Raw genomic sequence first — 16,012 nt, 5'->3', positions numbered from 1 at the left:
AGTTGATCTGCCTGAAGGGAAACCTTAGACGTTAGGCTTGAACCTTAAACCTAAAAATGCCTTTCACCCTTCACCTTTAACCTTTCGCCTTTAACCTTTAACCCTTCTCCTCTATTTCCCGCCTGAGGCGGGGGCCGGGGGCGCTCGGGGTTGGCAATCCAAATTATCCCCCTATTTTTGTACCTTCAAAAAAAGCAAATGAGGGGAATCATCCTGGCCGGAGGCTCCGGAACCCGTTTACACCCGATCACCTATGCCATCAGCAAGCAGATCATGCCCGTGTATGATAAGCCGATGATCTATTATCCCCTGTCCGTCCTCATGATGGCCGGGATCCGGGAGATCCTCATCATCTCTACCCCCCAGGACCTGCCGCTGTTTCAACGGCTGCTGGGGACCGGCGAGGATTACGGGCTGGCGCTTTCCTATGCCGAACAGGCCGTCCCCAACGGGCTGGCGCAGGCCTTTGTGATCGGCGCCTCTTTTATCGGCGGGGAAAAGGTGGCCCTCGTACTGGGCGATAATATCTTTTACGGCACCGGGCTGGAAGAGCAGCTGCAGAACAATGTGGACCCCGACGGGGGTATCGTATATGCCTATCACGTCTCCGACCCCGAACGGTACGGCGTGGTGGAATTCGATGAAAACCGGAAAGCCGTCTCCATCGAGGAAAAACCGGCAAAGCCCAAGTCGAACTACGCTGTACCCGGTCTCTACTTTTATGACAACGAGGTGATCGACATTGCCCGCAGCCTGCAGCCCAGCGCACGCGGTGAGTATGAGATCACCGACATCAACAAAGCCTACCTCCGCCGCGGCAAGCTCAGGGTTTCCATCATGGACCGGGGCACTGCCTGGCTGGATACCGGCACCTTTGATTCCCTGATGCAGGCCGCCAATTTCGTGCAGGTCATCGAGCAGCGTCAGGGCATCCGCATCGCCTGCATCGAAGAGATCGCCTACCGGAAGGGATTTATAAGTAAAGCACAACTGATAAAAATAGCGGAACCCCTGCTGAAAAGCGGGTACGGTCGGTACCTGACGGACATTGCAGGACGGCCCGTAACCTGAACCGCCAGGGCAAAGCCAGCCCGGAAGACCATCAATCTTAATCATGAATGATCAACTCATCAACTATGCGTAAAGTACTCGTTACCGGTGGCTGCGGATATATCGGCGCGCACACCATTGTAGATCTTATCGATCACGGCTTTGAAGTGATATCGGTGGACAACAACTCGAGATCCACAACGGCCCTGCTGGACGGCATCGAAAGGATCACGGGCCATAAGATAAAAAATTACAAGGTAGACCTGTGCAACTTTGACGATACGGGCGCCGTCTTCCAGGAAAACCGCGATATGGTCGGCATCATTCATTTTGCCGCCTACAAGACCGTCCCCGAATCCGTGGCGCGGCCCCTGCTGTATTTTCACAACAACCTGGAATCGCTGATCAATGTGCTGCGCTGTGTGAGGGACTATAAAATACCCAACTTTGTTTTTTCCTCCTCCTGCTCGGTATACGGCAACACCGTAGCCCTGCCCGTTGCGGAAGATACCCCGCTGGGAGAGGCGCAGTCGCCCTACGCCCGGACCAAACAAATGGGAGAGCAGATCATCTTCGACTATGCCAGGGCCTATTCCGGGAATAACGTGCTGCTCCGGTACTTCAACCCCGTCGGCGCCCATCCCTCCATCGAGATCGGGGAGCTGCCCCTCGGGAAGCCGGACAACCTGGTGCCGGTGATCACCCAGACCGCCGCAGGGAAGCTGCCGGAGATGAAGGTATGGGGCGATGACTATAACACGCGCGACGGCTCCGGCATACGGGATTATATACACGTCATGGACATTGCCAATGCGCATACCCGGGCCCTCCAGTATCTCATCGAAGGAAAAAATGCCTCCAACTACGAGATCTTTAACCTGGGTATCGGCAAAGGAGTATCTGTACTGGAGGCCATCCGGGCCTTTGAGAAGGTCTCCGGGGAAAAGCTCAACTACACCATGGGACCCCGCCGCCCCGGCGATGTGGAGGCCATATACGCCGACAATACCCGGGCACGGCAGCTGCTGGGCTGGGAGCCGCGCTACAACATCGAGGACATGATGCGTACCGCCTGGCAATGGGAGTTGCACCTGAAAGAAAACAATTCGCTATCTTAGCGCGCTACCGAATAAACCAAGCTCAATCAAACGCAATTATGTTAAAAGACATCCAGGTACTTAACGAAAAAGAAACACGCGGCGGTTTCGGCGAAGGCATTTATGAATTAGGAAAGAAAAATAAAGATGTGGTGGTACTCACCGCCGATCTGGCCGGATCGCTGAAGCTCGCTCCTTTTATCAAAGATTTTCCCGATCGTTTTTTCCAGTGCGGCATCGCCGAAGCCAACATGATGGGTATCGCCGCCGGTCTTACCATAGGGGGCAAAATACCTTATACCACTACATTTGCCAATTTTTCCACCGGCCGCGTCTACGATCAGATACGGCAGTCCGTTGCCTACTCCGGTAAGAATGTGAAGATATGCGCCTCTCATGCCGGGCTTACCCTGGGTGAGGACGGGGCCACCCACCAGATACTGGAAGATATCGGCCTGATGAAGATGCTGCCGGGCATGGCTGTTGTAGTGCCCTGCGACTTCAACCAGACCAAGGCGGCCACCATCGCCATTGCCGATTACGACGGACCGGTGTATCTGCGTTTCGGAAGGCCCAAATGGCCCAACTTCACGCCGGAGAACCAGCCGTTCGAGCTGGGCAAGGCCCAGGTACTGAGCGAGGGCACCGACATTACCCTTTTTGCCTGCGGCCATCTTGTATGGAAAGCCGTGGAAGCAGGCCGTATCCTCGAAGAAAAAGGCTACAGCGTGGAGCTGATCAACATACATACCATCAAGCCGCTGGACGAAGCCGCCGTACGCCGCTCCATCGAGAAGACGGGCTGCGCGGTGACCTGCGAGGAGCACAACATCATCGGGGGGCTGGGCGATGCCATTGCCCAGGTAGCCGCCCGCTACCGGCCTATTCCCATCGAGTATATCGGCACCCGGGACACCTTTGGCGAAAGCGGGAAGCCGGCAGAGCTGCTGAAGAAATACGGCCTGGATACCCCCAATATCGTGGAAGCCGCCGAAAAAGCGATGCAGCGCAAAAAAGGCTAAGGACTTCCGGGCCGCTTTCCGTTTCACCGGTAGACTGTATCTATGTTCGACGAAGATAAACTGCTGCTGGAGCAATTTCACCGGCCGGAGACACGGGAAGCGGCCTTTACGGCCATCATCCGTAAATACCAGGAACGGCTCTACTGGCATATCCGGCGGATGGTCATCAGTCACGAGGATACCGACGATCTGCTCCAGAACGTGTTTATAAAAGCATGGACGCACCTGTCCGGTTTCCGCGGCAACGCCGCCCTTTATACCTGGCTGTACCGCATCGCCACCAACGAGTGCCTGACCTTCCTGGAGCAGCAGAAAAAACGAAGCACCCTCTCCCTGTCCGATACCACGGGCGGTTTATCCGAAAAGCTGAAGGCTGAGCGGGATTTTGACCCCGGCAGGCTGGAATGGAGGCTGCAGCAAGCCATTCTGCAGCTGCCGGAAAAGCAGCGGCTGGTATTTAACCTCCGGTACTACGACGAAATGCCTTACGAAGAGATGAGCCGCATCCTGGAGACCTCCGAAGGCGCGTTAAAGGCATCCTATCACCATGCTGTAAAAAAAGTATCCGCCTTTATAAAAGCAGCGCTATGAACCGCCGGACGTTAAACTTTTTTCGCCGGGCGGGGTCCAACACCCAATGAACCAAGCCAAGACCATAGCTGAGGAGTGGCATTTGCTGACCGGCGGGGAAGACATCTCTTTCCCGGGGCAGCAGCTTCCTTTTTCCGTTCCGGCAGGCTATTTTGAAAAATTTCCGGAAAAAGCGGACCGGCGGGCCGGCGCAAGCTCCGGGAGCGCGGCCGGCGGAGCAGCCGGAGAATCCGGGGACGGTCTTCCCGTCGGCAATGTGTATGCGGACCCGGGGGCTGCTTACTTTGCGGGCCTGCCGGCGCAGATACGGGAACGGCTGCCTGCAAGCGGCCGCATAGCATCCATGCCCCGGCGGCGGCGCTGGCCACAATGGGCTGCGGCAGCCGTGCTGGCCGGTGCAATGGGATATGCCGTACAGCAATGGCATGCCCGCACCGCTCCCGGGCTGAGCGAACAGCTGACGTCGGTATCCAGCCAGGCTATAGAATCCTTCCTGGAAGACCATCCGGAAATGCTGGACGAGCAGACCCTTTATAACAACCTTGACGAAAACAGCCTCTCTCCCGCCGCCTTTACCGGGGAGACGGGCGCGCTGCCTGCTTCCGGACAGGAAGATACCCCTGCCGCCTTACCCTAATACAGCTGCCATGACCCGATTTTTGCTGATCGCCTGCGGAATACTGATAACGAGCGTCTCAAACACATTCGGCCAGTCCGGCACGCAGCATCCCGGGAACAATCACGCCCGGCAGGAAAAGGTGGAAAAACTAAAGATCGCCTACCTGACCCGCCGGCTCGATCTTTCCAGCGAGCAGGCCCGGGCATTCTGGCCCGTGTACAACGCCTATCAGAAAGCCTACCGGCAGCTTACCGCCGCGCAGCGGCGGGCCCGCCTTGCGCAGGGGTCTCCCCAGGAGGCAACGGCGGCGCAGGCCCGGCAGCAGCTGGAAGCCGATTTCGACTACCAGCAAAAAGTGCTGGACCTCCGGAAAAAATACAACCGCGAATTTCTGAAAATACTGCCTCCGCAAAAAGTAGTGATCCTGTACCGCGCGGAAAGAGATTTTTATAACCGGCTCCTGAAAGAGCTGCGGCAAAGGGGCGAGCAGAAAAAGTAACCCTGCCGCTCAGCGCAGCACCACCTGCCTGTCCGCATCGAGCCGTACCAGGATAAAGATCAACAGCGTAAAGGTCAGCAGCGAGGAGCCTCCGTAGCTGATGAGGGGCAGGGTGATCCCGATCACCGGCGCCAGCCCCACCGTCATCCCGATGTTGATGGCCACATGGAAGAAAACGATACAGGCCACCCCGTAAGCATAAATGCGGCTGAAAGCCGATCGCTGCCGCTCGGCTATTTGTACGATACGCAGCAACAGACCCAGGTAAATAAGCAGCAGTATGATGCTCCCGGTAAAGCCGAAATCTTCTCCTATGGTACAGAAGATGAAATCGGTCCGCTGCTCGGGCACAAAGTCGAAGCGCGTCTGCGTACCCTTCAGATAACCCTTGCCGGTCAATCCGCCTGACCCGATGGCGATCTTGGACTGCAGCACGTTGTATCCGGCTACCCGGCTGGCTTCCTTGCCGAGGATAACGTTGATCCGCGATACCTGGTAGGGCTGGAGGATATGCTTAAACGTGTAGGGCACCACAAACATCACAAAGAGGGCGCAGAAGCCCCATATGAGAATGATCAGGGCCAGCCGGGCACGGTTTCGCTTGATCTCCCGCCGGGTAAACCAGATGACCAGTCCTGCGATCACGGTGAAGATGATAAAAAGGATGTTTTTATCCACCAGCAGGGCCGACAGCACCAGCACCAGCAGGGAAAAGGCGATCACCAGCAGCACCCCCGGCAGCCCCTCCCGGTACATCACCAGAAAAAGACAGCAGTATACCAGCGCCAGCCCCGTTTCGTTCTGCAGGACAGTGATGACCGCCGGCGCCAGCACGATCGCGGAAGCGATCACACGGGAGCGCAGCTTTGAAAAATCCACCTCGGTATCCGAAAGATACTTGGCCAGGGCCAGCAGGGTGCAGAGCTTGGTAAACTCCGCCGGCTGAAACCGGATGCTGCCCAGCACCAGCCAGGAATGGGATCCCTTGACATCCGTACCCATGCCCAGCACCAACAGCAGGAGGAGGAGGCCAAAGACGTAGAGCAGATTGGCCATGGCCGTGTAAAACTTGCTGTCCAGCAACAGGGCGATGACGGCCAGCACGGCAGACACGCCCGCCCATTTGAGCTGCATGGCAAAGCTGCTGCCCGAATGGGTCAGCGCATACCAGATGGTCTCCCCCTCGCGGTGCTCCACGGCATAGATAGAGAGCAGGCCGATGATCACAAGGGCCATGTACAGATAGATCATCAGCCAGTCGAACCCCTTGGTGAGCGTAGTATCTTTTATGTCGTTCATGGCTTCCAGTTAACGGCTACCTCGCGGGCCTTCTCCCTGCGCTCCTTTTTTACGATGCGGATACTGTCTTTTGCCTTCATCTGCTTCATTTCATCCAGCAGGTACTGGGGCAGGATGGTGGTATTTTTCATCCGCTTCATCAGTTCCGTACGCGGACCGGAGGGAATGGAATCTTTCAGATACTGCTCCATCATCAGGCTGGCGATAGGAGCGGCGTAGGTGGCGCCGTAACCGGCATTTTCCACCACCACCGCGATGGCAATGCGGGGATGATCCTTCGGGGCGAATGCGGCAAACAGCGAATGGTCTTTTCCGTGCGGGTTCTGTGCGGTACCCGTTTTACCGCAAACGGAAATGCCTTCTATCTGGGCGATCCGGCCCGTTCCCTGCTTTACCACGTCTTCCATGCCGTTGACCACCACCTGGTACATCTCGTCCGGGATATGCGTTACCGTATGCTTTATATGAAAAGGGCTCAGGAGGGAAGAGTCGTTGTCCACACTCACCACAAAGTGCGGCGTATAATAGTATCCGTGATTGCCGATGATGCACATGGCATTAGCGATCTGCAGCGGCGTTTCCAGTACTTCTCCCTGTCCGATGGCGCAGGAGATGATGGAGCAGGAGCTCCAGTGCCCTTTCCCGAAAAGGCGGTTATAGGTACCCGTATCCGGGATATTGCCCGTGCCTTCATGGGGAAGGTCGATGCCCAGGCGCTGCCCCAGCCCGAAGGCATTCATATATTTCTTCCAGCTCTGCAGCCCGGCCACCACGTTGTGCCGCTGGTCAATGATCTTCCGGTAAATATCCGCGAAATAAGAGTTGCAGGACCAGGCGATGGCCGTACGGAGATCTCGGGAATGGCCGGCCCAGTGCTCCGTGCAATGCATGACGCGGCCGCAGCCATAATAAGCGCCGGTACAGGAGATGCCGAATGCCGGGGTGATCACGCCGAGGTCGAGCGCCGCCAGCGCATCCAGCGGCTTAAAGGTGGAGCCGGGGGGATAGGCAGCCTGTATGGCGCGGTTGAACAGGGGCTTGGCGGGGTCGCGCAGCAGCTTGATATAATTGTTCCCTTTTTCGGCGCCCTTCAGCGCGTTTGGGTCAAACTCGGGACTGCTCACCATGGTGAGCACACCGCCGGTTTGAGGATCGATCGCAATGATGCTGCCGATCTTGCCGTGCAGCAGCTCCTCACCCAGCTGCTGCAGCTTGATGTCCAGCGCCAGGTGCAGATTTTTACCGGCTATGGCCGCCGTATCGTAGGTGCCGTTCTCATAAGAGCCAACGATACGGTTACGGACGTCGCGCACCACGTAATTCACGCCGCGCTGTCCCATCAGGATGGGTTCATAGGTCTGCTCCAGACCGGTTATCCCGATGAAGTCACCCGCCTGGTACAGGCTGTTTCGTTTGATCACGTTGGAATCAACCTCGCCGATAAATCCGAAAATATGGGCGCCGACGCCAAAGGGATAGTTCCGCACCGGTCTCTCCACCAGGTCGAATCCCGGAAACTGGTAGATATTTTCCTGCAGCCTGCCAAATACGTCCTGCGGCAACAGGGGGGCAAATACGGAAGGGCGCACCGGTCCGTTCCGCACCATGGCGCGATGCAGGCGTGTCCGGAAGGTAGGGATGTCGATGTTCAGCAGGCTGCAGAAGTATGCCGTATCCAGGGATTTCACCTCGGAAGGGGTGACCATCAGGTCGTAGAGAGCGTCGTTATTGACCACGGCGCGACCTTTACGGTCGTAGATGATCCCGCGGGTGGGATATACCGTTTTGCGCTGGATAGCCTGGGCGGTGGCCAGCAGACGGTATTTCTTTTCCATGATCTGCAGGTAGAACAGCCGCAGGCCCAGAATACAGATCACCGCAATAAACAATGCCCTGATCACATTCTTCCTCGACTGGTTATATACCGGCATGGATACGAATTAATTTTCGGGTACAAACCTACATACAATTTGCCAGTTGGCCGTCCTCATTTCCCCGGACGGACCGCAAACAACATTTCGAAAACCAGGATGAGGCCGAGCGACACCGCCGCAGACAGCAGCGTCTTCAGCACGAAGTACAGGGGATTGGAAAAGCCATATACCTCCAGCGCAAAATAGGCGATATGATGCACCAGCACCAGGATGGTGGCATAGACCGTAAAGGGTACCCAGCCCATGGTGGTGACGGAAGGATCTTTCTGCGTAAGGTCAAATCCGCCCTGGGGAGCGAGCAGGTTGATGATAAAAGGCCGGAGGAACGCGATCAGCACACAGGCCGCCGCATGCATGCCCGGCGTGTTCATAAACATGTCGAGCGTAAGCCCCATGAGCAAACCGCAGAGCAACAATGCGGCGCGCGGCATGCTGAAAGGCAGCAGCAGCACGAACAGCAGGTAAAGATAGGGATTGACAAATTCGTGGATCAACACTTTATTCAGCACAAAAACCTGCAGCAGCAACAGCAGCACAAAGCGGATTATATTTTTCATCAGGCTACTCATGGGGCACGGACGCTTCCAGCTTTTTTTGTTCCTCGCTCATCAGGTTACGGATCACCGATACGTATTGCAACCGGTAAAAATCGGTGGCAAAACGGATACGGATAGTATGAAAATTACTCGACTTCTGTTCGGTGAACCCTTCCACATACCCGATCAGCAGCCCTTCCGGGAAAATGGTGGAATAGCCGCTGGTCACCACCGAATCGTTCTTGTACACCTTTACATTGCGCGGGATATCCGTGAGCGTGCCGTAGCGCGGGTTCCGGCCGTTCCAGCGTACGGACCCGAAATTACCGGTACGGGTCAGCCTGGCGCTGATCCGGCTGTCTTTGTTCAGCAGGGAGATGGCTACCGCATAATGATCGCTCACACTGCGGACGATACCGGCCACGCCCGTGGCGCTGATGACGGCCATGTTGGGCGTCACCCCTTCCTCGGATCCCCGCTCTATGGTGATGTAGTTGACCAGCGTGTTGACGGAGTTGTTCACCACACGGGCCGGCATGTACAGGTACTTGCGGCGGCCGGCGGTGTCGGATATTTCCTTTACCTGGTCCGCCAGCGTATCGGCAGTACGGAAATCCCGCAGCAGCTGGTTGCGCAGGCGGTCATTTTCCACCGCGAGACTGTCGTTGATGGCTTTCAGGTGGAAATAATACTGGATAGCGTTATATTTTTTGTAGAGGCCGGCGGTAACCCGGTTGGCAGAGTTCAGCACGGTAGCGCGCTGATAATTGTTGTTCCTGAACACCAGCACGAGGCAGAATATCTCAATCACCAGAAACAGGAAGAAGTTGAAATACCGCCTTATGAATATGATCAGGTTTCTCACAACAAGAAATTTTGAAATAAAATCCAAAACCGGGGCCGGCTGCGAACCGGCAGGTCCCGGAGGACCGGGTTCCGGATTTTACCTTTCCTACTGCATCAGGAAGGGGTATTTGCCGATATGCTTCAGGGATATGCCGGTGCCCCGCACCACTGCCCTCAGCGGATCATCCGCCACATGTACCGGCAGCTTTATCTTCTGGGACAGCCGTTTATCCAGTCCGCGCAGGAGCGCTCCCCCGCCCGTGAGATACAGCCCCCGCCGGTAAATATCCGCGGCCAGCTCGGGAGGCGTGGTCTCCAGCGCTTTCAGGATCGCTTCTTCTATTTTGAAAATAGATTTATCCAGGGCTTCTGCTATTTCCTGGTAAGATACCATGATTTGCTTGGGAATACCGGTCACGAGGTCGCGCCCGTTCACCGGAATATCGTCCGGCGGCGTATCCAGCTCCTTCAGGGCCGATCCGATCTGTATCTTGATCTGCTCCGCGGTGCGTTCTCCGATCAGCAGGCTGTGATAGCGGCGCAGGGCCTCCATGATATCGGCGGTAAACTCATCGCCGGCGATGCGGATGGACTGGTCGCATACGATGCCCGCCAGCGCGATGACTGAAATACCGGTAGTACCACCGCCTATATCTATGATCATATTACCTACCGGCTCTTCCACATCGATGCCGATACCGAGGGCCGCGGCCATCGGCTCGTGGATAAGATATACTTCCTTGGCGCCGGCCTGCTCGGCCGAATCGCGCACGGCGCGCTTTTCCACTTCCGTAATGCTGGAAGGGATACAGATCACCATCTTCCAGCTGGGAGAAAACAACGGCTTTCTGGGATATACCATCTTGATCATCTCGCGCAACATGCTTTCCGCCGCATTGAAATCCGCGATCACACCATCGCGCAGGGGACGGATGGTGCGGAGATACTCATGCGTTTTCTCGTGCATCATCATGGCCTTCTTCCCTACGGCGATAATCTTACCGTTCGCCCGCTCAATGGCCACGATAGAGGGCTCATCCACCACTACTTCGTCGTTGTGTATAATCAGGGTATTCGCAGTGCCGAGGTCTATGGCAATTTCTTGCGTCAGGAAGTTGAACAATCCCATTTAATAGCTTTGTGTGCGGTTTAAGTAATCTTTTGCAAAAATGACCTTTTTTAACGAAAAAGTAGCCGTTTTATGATGAGGGCGATCAATTTTATAGAAACTCCCATCCTATGTCGCTGCGAAAATATTTTTTGTCAAAACAGATCTGCGCTGCACAGGCATTGGACCGTTCCAGCGCCGTCTTCAGATCGCCGGCCAGCGAAGTAATGGCCAGTACCCGGCCCCCGTTTGTGACGACGGTATCGCCCTCGGCCCGCGTACCCGCATGGAACACCCGGCTGTCCCTTACCTGATCCAGACCGGTAATGGTCTTTCCCTTATCATAGCCGCCGGGATATCCTCCGGATACCAGCATGACCGTGGCGGCTGTACGTTTCTCAAAAGACACCGGCACTTCCGAAAGACGGCCCGTTTTAACCGCCGACAAAAGGGCAAGCAGATCGGCCTCCAGCCGGGGCATCACCACCTCGGTTTCCGGATCGCCCATACGGCAATTGTATTCGATCACAAAGGGCTCTTCCCCTACCTTGATCAAACCGAAAAATATAAATCCTTTATAATCAATATTTTCCGCGGCAAGCCCCGCTATGGTGGGACGGATGATACGATTTTCCACCCGCTCCATAAAAGCCGCGTCGGCAAAAGGCACCGGGGATACGGCTCCCATGCCGCCTGTATTGGGCCCGGTATCTCCGGCGCCGATCCGTTTATAGTCTTTGGCTTCCGGCAGCAGCACATAAGAGCGACCGTCGGTCAGCACAAACACGGAAAGCTCTATCCCCGAAAGAAAGGCTTCGACCACCACTTTTTTGCCTGCCTCGCCAAAGCGGGCCTCCTGCAGCATCTGTCCGAATACCTCAAGGGCGGCCTCGTGCGTGTCGCAGATCACGACGCCTTTGCCGGCGGCCAGGCCGTCGGCCTTCAGGACCACGGGCAGCGCATGCTCCCGCAGGTACTGCTTTCCCGCTTCGTAGTCTTCCGCGGTAAACTCCCGGTAGGCGGCTGTGGGAATGCCGTGACGCTCCATAAAGGCTTTTGCAAAAGCCTTGCTGCCTTCGAGACGGGCGCCCTCCCGGGAGGGGCCGATCACCTGGATGGCGCGCAGCGCTTCCCTTTCCCCGAAATAATCGTAGATGCCTGCCACGAGGGGTTCTTCGGAACCGGGGATGAGCAGCTGTATATCGTGCTCCAGACAGAAGGCCGCCAGCCGTTCAAAATCGTGAACCGCTATGGGGACATTGGTGCCGCACCCTGCTGTGCCGGCGTTTCCAGGCGCAATATATAATGCTCCGCAATCCGGGCTTTGCCGCAGCTTCCAGGCCAATGCATGTTCCCGCCCGCCGCTTCCAAGTAATAAGATATTCATCTTTTTCTCCGTGGTTTATCCGATTCAGGTGCTGCAAATGTAATACAGTCGTCCTTCAATCACGGGGTTTTTTAAGGAGAATTACGTTACCTTCCGCCCCTGAAACAGTGCCGTTTTTTTATTCCTCAAGTTCTTGAACGCATAAACCACTTGTATGGAACAAACTTTAACGCCAAAAAAAGGGCATCCCAAGGCCCTTTATGTCTGTTTTTTTACCGAAATGTGGGAAAGGTTCGGCTATTACCTGATGGTCGGCATTTTCCTGTTATACCTCATCGATCCCGTAAGCCAGGGAGGAAAAGGCTTTGATACCCGGAAGGCCGCCGATCTTGTCGGCTCCTATATTGCACTGGTTTATCTGACTCCTTTTATAGGAGGACTGCTGGCCGACCGCATCCTCGGTTACCGCCGGGCCATTATCCTGGGAGGAATATTGCTGGCGGCAGGTTATTACGGGCTGGCCATACCCGGGGATACCGCCATGTACATTTCCCTGCTCTCCATTATTATCGGCAACGGATTTTTCAAGCCCAACATCAGCACCCTCCTCGGGAACATCTATAACCGGGAGGACCTGAAGCCCAAAAAAGACGTCGCCTACAACATCTTTTATATGGGCGTAAATACCGGCGCCTTTGTCTGCAATTTCGTGGCCGCCTATATGCGTAATCATTATGGGTGGGGATACGCCTTTGCCGCTGCCGGGGTGGGCATGACCATCGGTCTGATCTGGTTCATCGGCAGCATGAAGCATGTCAAGGAAGGGGATGTCATCAAACCGAAAGAAAAAGGAGACATGTCGCTGGGCGCGATTTTCGGCGGCGTGTTCCTCCCGGCTATCCTGACCGCCACGCTGGGCTGGTTTATGAAGGATATCCTCGGGCATACGCTTTTCGGCACGCCCTCCAACGACGCCTTTATGTTCGCCTGCGTGCCCATCGTTATCTTTTATGTAAGCCTGTACATACGGTCCTCCCGGGAAGACAAACGCGGCCTGGGCGCTCTGTTTGCCTTTTTCCTGGTATCGATCGTTTTCTGGGTGATCTACAACCAGAACAGCACCGGCCTGACCATCTGGGCCGACCAGTACACCTCCCGGGAGATATCTCCGGCTGCCGAGAACGTGCTGCAGCCCTTTGGCATGCTGCAGCCGGTGACCACCCAGCCGCATACGGTCACCCGCGTCGATGCGTATTTCCGGGCCGCCACCGACAGCAGCGGCGAGACCCTCCTGACGCAGGGGCCGGATCCTTATTTCCAGAACCTGCCGCAGGACCAGTGGCCGGGAGACGGGCAGCTGAAGCTGATCTCCACCGAGATATTCCAGTCGGTCAATCCCTTTTTCATCGTCTTTTTTACCCCTTTGCTGGTGGCCCTCTTCTCCTGGCTGGCGCGGCGAAAAAAGGAACCTTCCACGCCGGTGAAGGTAGGGCTGGGCATTCTGGTGGCGGGACTTTCTTCCCTGCTCATGGTGATCGCCGTGCTCTCCACAGATATTTATCACGACAAGTCAAGCATGATCTGGCTGATCTCCACCTATGCGCTGTTCACCATCGGGGAGCTGCTGGTGAGCCCTATCGGGCTGTCCATGGTGTCCAAGCTCTCACCCGGGCGGATTACCGCCCTGATGATGGGCGCCTGGTTCCTGGTCAATTCCATTGCCGGTAAGCTGGCCGGCCTGATGGCCACCTTCTGGGACAGCTTTATTGATAAGGAAAACTATTTCCTGATCCTGGTGATCTCCGCCGCCGTGGCCGCTACCATCATGTTCATGATGAGCAAATGGCTGGGCCGGGTGATCCGGGAAAAAACGGGATCGGATTAGGTCTCTTTACCTTTAACCTTTCACCTCATGTCTGAACCCAAACCTGACTTCAAGCCTTACATCTCCCCGCGGGATTTCATCCCCGAGTTTACCCCCCGCGCCATTTTGCTGGGGGCCGTGTTCGGCATCGTCTTCGGCGCCGCCTCCTGCTATCTCGGGCTCAAGGTAGGCCTGACCGTCAGCGCCTCCATTCCCATAGCCGTGCTGGCCATATCGGTGTTCAAGAAGCTGGGGAAGGCCACCATACTCGAATCCAATATCGTGCAGACCATCGGCTCTGCGGGGGAATCGGTGGCTTCCGGCGTGGTATTTACGATCCCCGCGCTGCTGTTCCTGTCCGGCGGCGAGGCGTATTTCCGGTACTTCCAGATCTTCGTGCTGGCCCTGGCCGGGGGCGTGCTGGGTGTGCTGTTCATGATCCCGCTGCGCCGTTCGCTGATCGTCAAGGAACACGGCAAGCTGCCCTATCCCGAGGGCACGGCCTGCGCGGACGTGCTGATCGCAGGCGAAAAAGGAGGTAACCTTGCCAAAAGGGTATACTACGGACTGGGCATCGCCTTTTTGTATAAACTGCTGATGTCTGTGCTGGGCTTCTGGAAAGATGTACCGGCCTATGTGTTCAGCCGGCGGTCCGCCCTGCCCAACGGTACGGTAAACGGCGAGATCACTCCCGAGCTGCTGGGCGTGGGGTATATCATCGGACCCCGCATCGCGGGCATCATGGTCGCCGGCGGAGTGCTGTCCGCCCTGGTGCTGACCCCGCTGATCACCCTGCTGGGCGACAGCCTTACTCAACCTTTTCTGCCTGAAAAAACAAAGCTCATCTCGCAGATGTCGCCCGATGAGATATGGAGCCAGTACATCCGCTATATCGGGGCCGGAGCCGTAACCTTCGGGGGCATCGTCACCCTGGTCAAAACGTTGCCGACCATCGTCAGCGCCTTCCGCGATTCGCTCCGGGACTTCCGGGAACGCCGCCGCGAAACCGAGGAAGAAGCCCATCGCACGGAAAAGGATATCCCGATGATCTGGGTGCTGCTGGGCAGCCTGGCGCTGATCATCTTTATGACGGTCATCCCCTCTATCCCCACCAACCTGCTCTCGGCCGTGATGATCGTGCTGTTCGGGTTCTTTTTTGTAACGGTGTCCTCCCGTATCGTCGGGCTGATTGGCTCCTCCTCCAACCCGGTTTCGGGGATGACCATCGCCACGCTGATGGCCACCGCGCTGATCTTTGTCGGCATCGGCTGGACCGGCGATGCCTACCAGCCCATCGCCCTGGTGATCGGGTCCATCGTCTGTATCGCCGCCGCCAATGCGGGGGCTACGTCGCAGGACCTGAAGACCGGTTATATCGTTGGGGCGACACCGTTAAAGCAACAGCTGGGAATGATCATCGGTGTGGCGGTATCCGTGCTGGCGGTAGGCTTTACCCTGCTGCTGCTCAACCGCACCCTCGGCATCGGCCCCGTCACCGCTGCACATCCCAACCCGCTGCCGGCGCCCCAGGCCACCCTGATGGCGACCGTCATAAAAGGATTGCTGAGCCATGATCTGCCCTGGGGGCTGGTGATCACCGGTATGGGCATCGCAGCCGTCATGGAGCTGTGCGGGGTAAATTCACTGGCTTTTGCCGTAGGCGCTTATCTGCCGCTCTCCACCACCGCTCCCATCTTTGCCGGCGGTGTTGTAAAATGGCTGGTAGACCGTAAAAGGAAAAACAAGACCGAAGAATCCGAAGCCGGACCGGGCGCCCTCTTCAGCTCGGGGCTGATCGCGGGCGGGGCGCTTACCGGCATCCTCATTGCGCTCATGATCGGCACCAACATCGGGACAGGACCCGACGGATCGCCCCGCAGCCTGATATCGGTGTTTCATACCGGCATAGCGGAAAAAATGGGCGTCTGGGGAGATATTTTAGGAGTAGCGGCATTCCTGCTGCTCTGCCGGATATTGTACCGCTTTGCCACACCCCCCAACCCCCTGAAGGGGGAGGTGAAAGGTGAAGGATAAAGGGTATTTTGAGGTTTAAAGTTCACTGACAAACATGAAAGGCGACCTTAGAAAAATGACGTCAAAAAATTTGTGCAATGGAGCGTTAAACGGAAAATAGGACCGGCTATGACCGGATGCCGAGCAATGGAGCAGCTCAGAGAAATACAAAAGCGAATCAGGACATTATTTTCCGTAGCGGAGTGA

General features: G+C 56.4%; 14 protein-coding genes. 8 read left to right on the top strand and 6 right to left on the bottom strand.

What is annotated here, in order from left to right:
• Positions 1 to 198: 198 nt before the first annotated feature.
• From rfbA to ABD851_RS01950, 6 genes are all read left to right on the top strand, one after another.
• Entirely contained in the window at positions 199 to 1,071 is an 873-nt protein-coding gene (rfbA, locus tag ABD851_RS01975) for a glucose-1-phosphate thymidylyltransferase RfbA (RefSeq protein ID WP_344974491.1), read from the top strand.
• Between the two features lie 65 nt (positions 1,072 to 1,136).
• Complete coding sequence (gene galE / locus ABD851_RS01970) at positions 1,137 to 2,168, top strand: UDP-glucose 4-epimerase GalE (RefSeq protein WP_344974488.1); 1,032 nt, start codon at positions 1,137 to 1,139, stop codon at positions 2,166 to 2,168.
• 38 nt (positions 2,169 to 2,206) lie between these two features.
• On the top strand, positions 2,207 to 3,169 hold the full coding sequence (locus ABD851_RS01965) for a transketolase family protein (protein WP_344974484.1): 963 nt from the start codon (positions 2,207 to 2,209) through the stop codon (positions 3,167 to 3,169).
• Positions 3,170 to 3,211: 42 nt separating this feature from the next.
• Positions 3,212 to 3,760: an RNA polymerase sigma factor gene (locus tag ABD851_RS01960; protein ID WP_344974481.1), complete on the top strand. Its 549-nt coding sequence runs from the start codon at positions 3,212 to 3,214 to the stop codon at positions 3,758 to 3,760.
• 46 nt (positions 3,761 to 3,806) lie between these two features.
• Complete coding sequence (locus tag ABD851_RS01955) at positions 3,807 to 4,397, top strand: hypothetical protein (protein ID WP_344974477.1); 591 nt, start codon at positions 3,807 to 3,809, stop codon at positions 4,395 to 4,397.
• 10 nt (positions 4,398 to 4,407) lie between these two features.
• A complete protein-coding gene (locus ABD851_RS01950; RefSeq protein ID WP_344974474.1) occupies positions 4,408 to 4,878 on the top strand; it encodes a hypothetical protein in 471 nt (156 codons plus the stop codon).
• Between the two features lie 9 nt (positions 4,879 to 4,887).
• On the opposite strand, the gene rodA is transcribed toward ABD851_RS01950, so the two are convergent.
• From rodA to purD, 6 genes are all read right to left on the bottom strand, one after another.
• Entirely contained in the window at positions 4,888 to 6,177 is a 1,290-nt protein-coding gene (gene rodA / locus ABD851_RS01945; RefSeq protein ID WP_344974471.1) for a rod shape-determining protein RodA, read from the bottom strand.
• Positions 6,174 to 8,108 carry a penicillin-binding protein 2 gene (mrdA, locus tag ABD851_RS01940; RefSeq protein ID WP_344974468.1) on the bottom strand — a complete coding sequence of 645 codons (1,935 nt, stop codon included), beginning with the start codon at positions 8,106 to 8,108 and terminating at the stop codon, positions 6,174 to 6,176. The genes rodA and mrdA overlap by 4 nt, the downstream gene beginning before the upstream one ends.
• Before the next feature lie 56 nt (positions 8,109 to 8,164).
• Positions 8,165 to 8,668 (bottom strand): rod shape-determining protein MreD, encoded by a 504-nt coding sequence (locus ABD851_RS01935; protein ID WP_344974465.1) that lies wholly within the window; start codon positions 8,666 to 8,668, stop codon positions 8,165 to 8,167.
• A 4-nt stretch (positions 8,669 to 8,672) separates the two neighbouring features.
• A complete protein-coding gene (mreC, locus tag ABD851_RS01930; protein ID WP_344974462.1) occupies positions 8,673 to 9,512 on the bottom strand; it encodes a rod shape-determining protein MreC in 840 nt (279 codons plus the stop codon).
• A gap of 87 nt (positions 9,513 to 9,599) precedes the next feature.
• Positions 9,600 to 10,622 carry a rod shape-determining protein gene (locus ABD851_RS01925; protein ID WP_344974459.1) on the bottom strand — a complete coding sequence of 341 codons (1,023 nt, stop codon included), beginning with the start codon at positions 10,620 to 10,622 and terminating at the stop codon, positions 9,600 to 9,602.
• A gap of 91 nt (positions 10,623 to 10,713) precedes the next feature.
• Positions 10,714 to 11,988: a phosphoribosylamine--glycine ligase gene (gene purD, locus ABD851_RS01920; protein WP_344974456.1), complete on the bottom strand. Its 1,275-nt coding sequence runs from the start codon at positions 11,986 to 11,988 to the stop codon at positions 10,714 to 10,716.
• Between the two features lie 154 nt (positions 11,989 to 12,142).
• Between purD and ABD851_RS01915 the strand changes: the two genes are divergently transcribed.
• Together ABD851_RS01915 and ABD851_RS01910 are read left to right on the top strand one after the other, a co-directional pair.
• Positions 12,143 to 13,813, top strand: a complete 1,671-nt coding sequence (locus tag ABD851_RS01915; protein WP_344974453.1) for a peptide MFS transporter — start codon at positions 12,143 to 12,145, stop codon at positions 13,811 to 13,813.
• A gap of 27 nt (positions 13,814 to 13,840) precedes the next feature.
• Positions 13,841 to 15,826, top strand: a complete 1,986-nt coding sequence (locus ABD851_RS01910; protein WP_344974450.1) for an OPT family oligopeptide transporter — start codon at positions 13,841 to 13,843, stop codon at positions 15,824 to 15,826.
• Positions 15,827 to 16,012 lie beyond the last annotated feature (186 nt).

The organism is Compostibacter hankyongensis (assembly GCF_039541075.1).
Taxonomy (GTDB): domain Bacteria; phylum Bacteroidota; class Bacteroidia; order Chitinophagales; family Chitinophagaceae; genus Compostibacter; species Compostibacter hankyongensis.
This window is presented reverse-complemented; position numbering and strand designations above follow the sequence as displayed.

Excerpts from the sequence above, each read along its gene's own strand:
- rfbA (WP_344974491.1), top strand. The coding sequence starts at position 199 with ATGAGGGGAATCATCCTGGCCGGAGGCTCCGGAACCCGTTTACACCCG.
- galE (WP_344974488.1), top strand. The coding sequence starts at position 1,137 with ATGCGTAAAGTACTCGTTACCGGTGGCTGCGGATATATCGGCGCGCAC.
- ABD851_RS01965 (WP_344974484.1), top strand. The coding sequence starts at position 2,207 with ATGTTAAAAGACATCCAGGTACTTAACGAAAAAGAAACACGCGGCGGT.
- ABD851_RS01960 (WP_344974481.1), top strand. The coding sequence starts at position 3,212 with ATGTTCGACGAAGATAAACTGCTGCTGGAGCAATTTCACCGGCCGGAG.
- ABD851_RS01955 (WP_344974477.1), top strand. The coding sequence starts at position 3,807 with ATGAACCAAGCCAAGACCATAGCTGAGGAGTGGCATTTGCTGACCGGC.
- ABD851_RS01950 (WP_344974474.1), top strand. The coding sequence starts at position 4,408 with ATGACCCGATTTTTGCTGATCGCCTGCGGAATACTGATAACGAGCGTC.
- rodA (WP_344974471.1), bottom strand. The coding sequence starts at position 6,177 with ATGAACGACATAAAAGATACTACGCTCACCAAGGGGTTCGACTGGCTG.
- mrdA (WP_344974468.1), bottom strand. The coding sequence starts at position 8,108 with ATGCCGGTATATAACCAGTCGAGGAAGAATGTGATCAGGGCATTGTTT.
- ABD851_RS01935 (WP_344974465.1), bottom strand. The coding sequence starts at position 8,668 with ATGAAAAATATAATCCGCTTTGTGCTGCTGTTGCTGCTGCAGGTTTTT.
- ABD851_RS01925 (WP_344974459.1), bottom strand. The coding sequence starts at position 10,622 with ATGGGATTGTTCAACTTCCTGACGCAAGAAATTGCCATAGACCTCGGC.
- purD (WP_344974456.1), bottom strand. The coding sequence starts at position 11,988 with ATGAATATCTTATTACTTGGAAGCGGCGGGCGGGAACATGCATTGGCC.
- ABD851_RS01915 (WP_344974453.1), top strand. The coding sequence starts at position 12,143 with ATGGAACAAACTTTAACGCCAAAAAAAGGGCATCCCAAGGCCCTTTAT.
- ABD851_RS01910 (WP_344974450.1), top strand. The coding sequence starts at position 13,841 with ATGTCTGAACCCAAACCTGACTTCAAGCCTTACATCTCCCCGCGGGAT.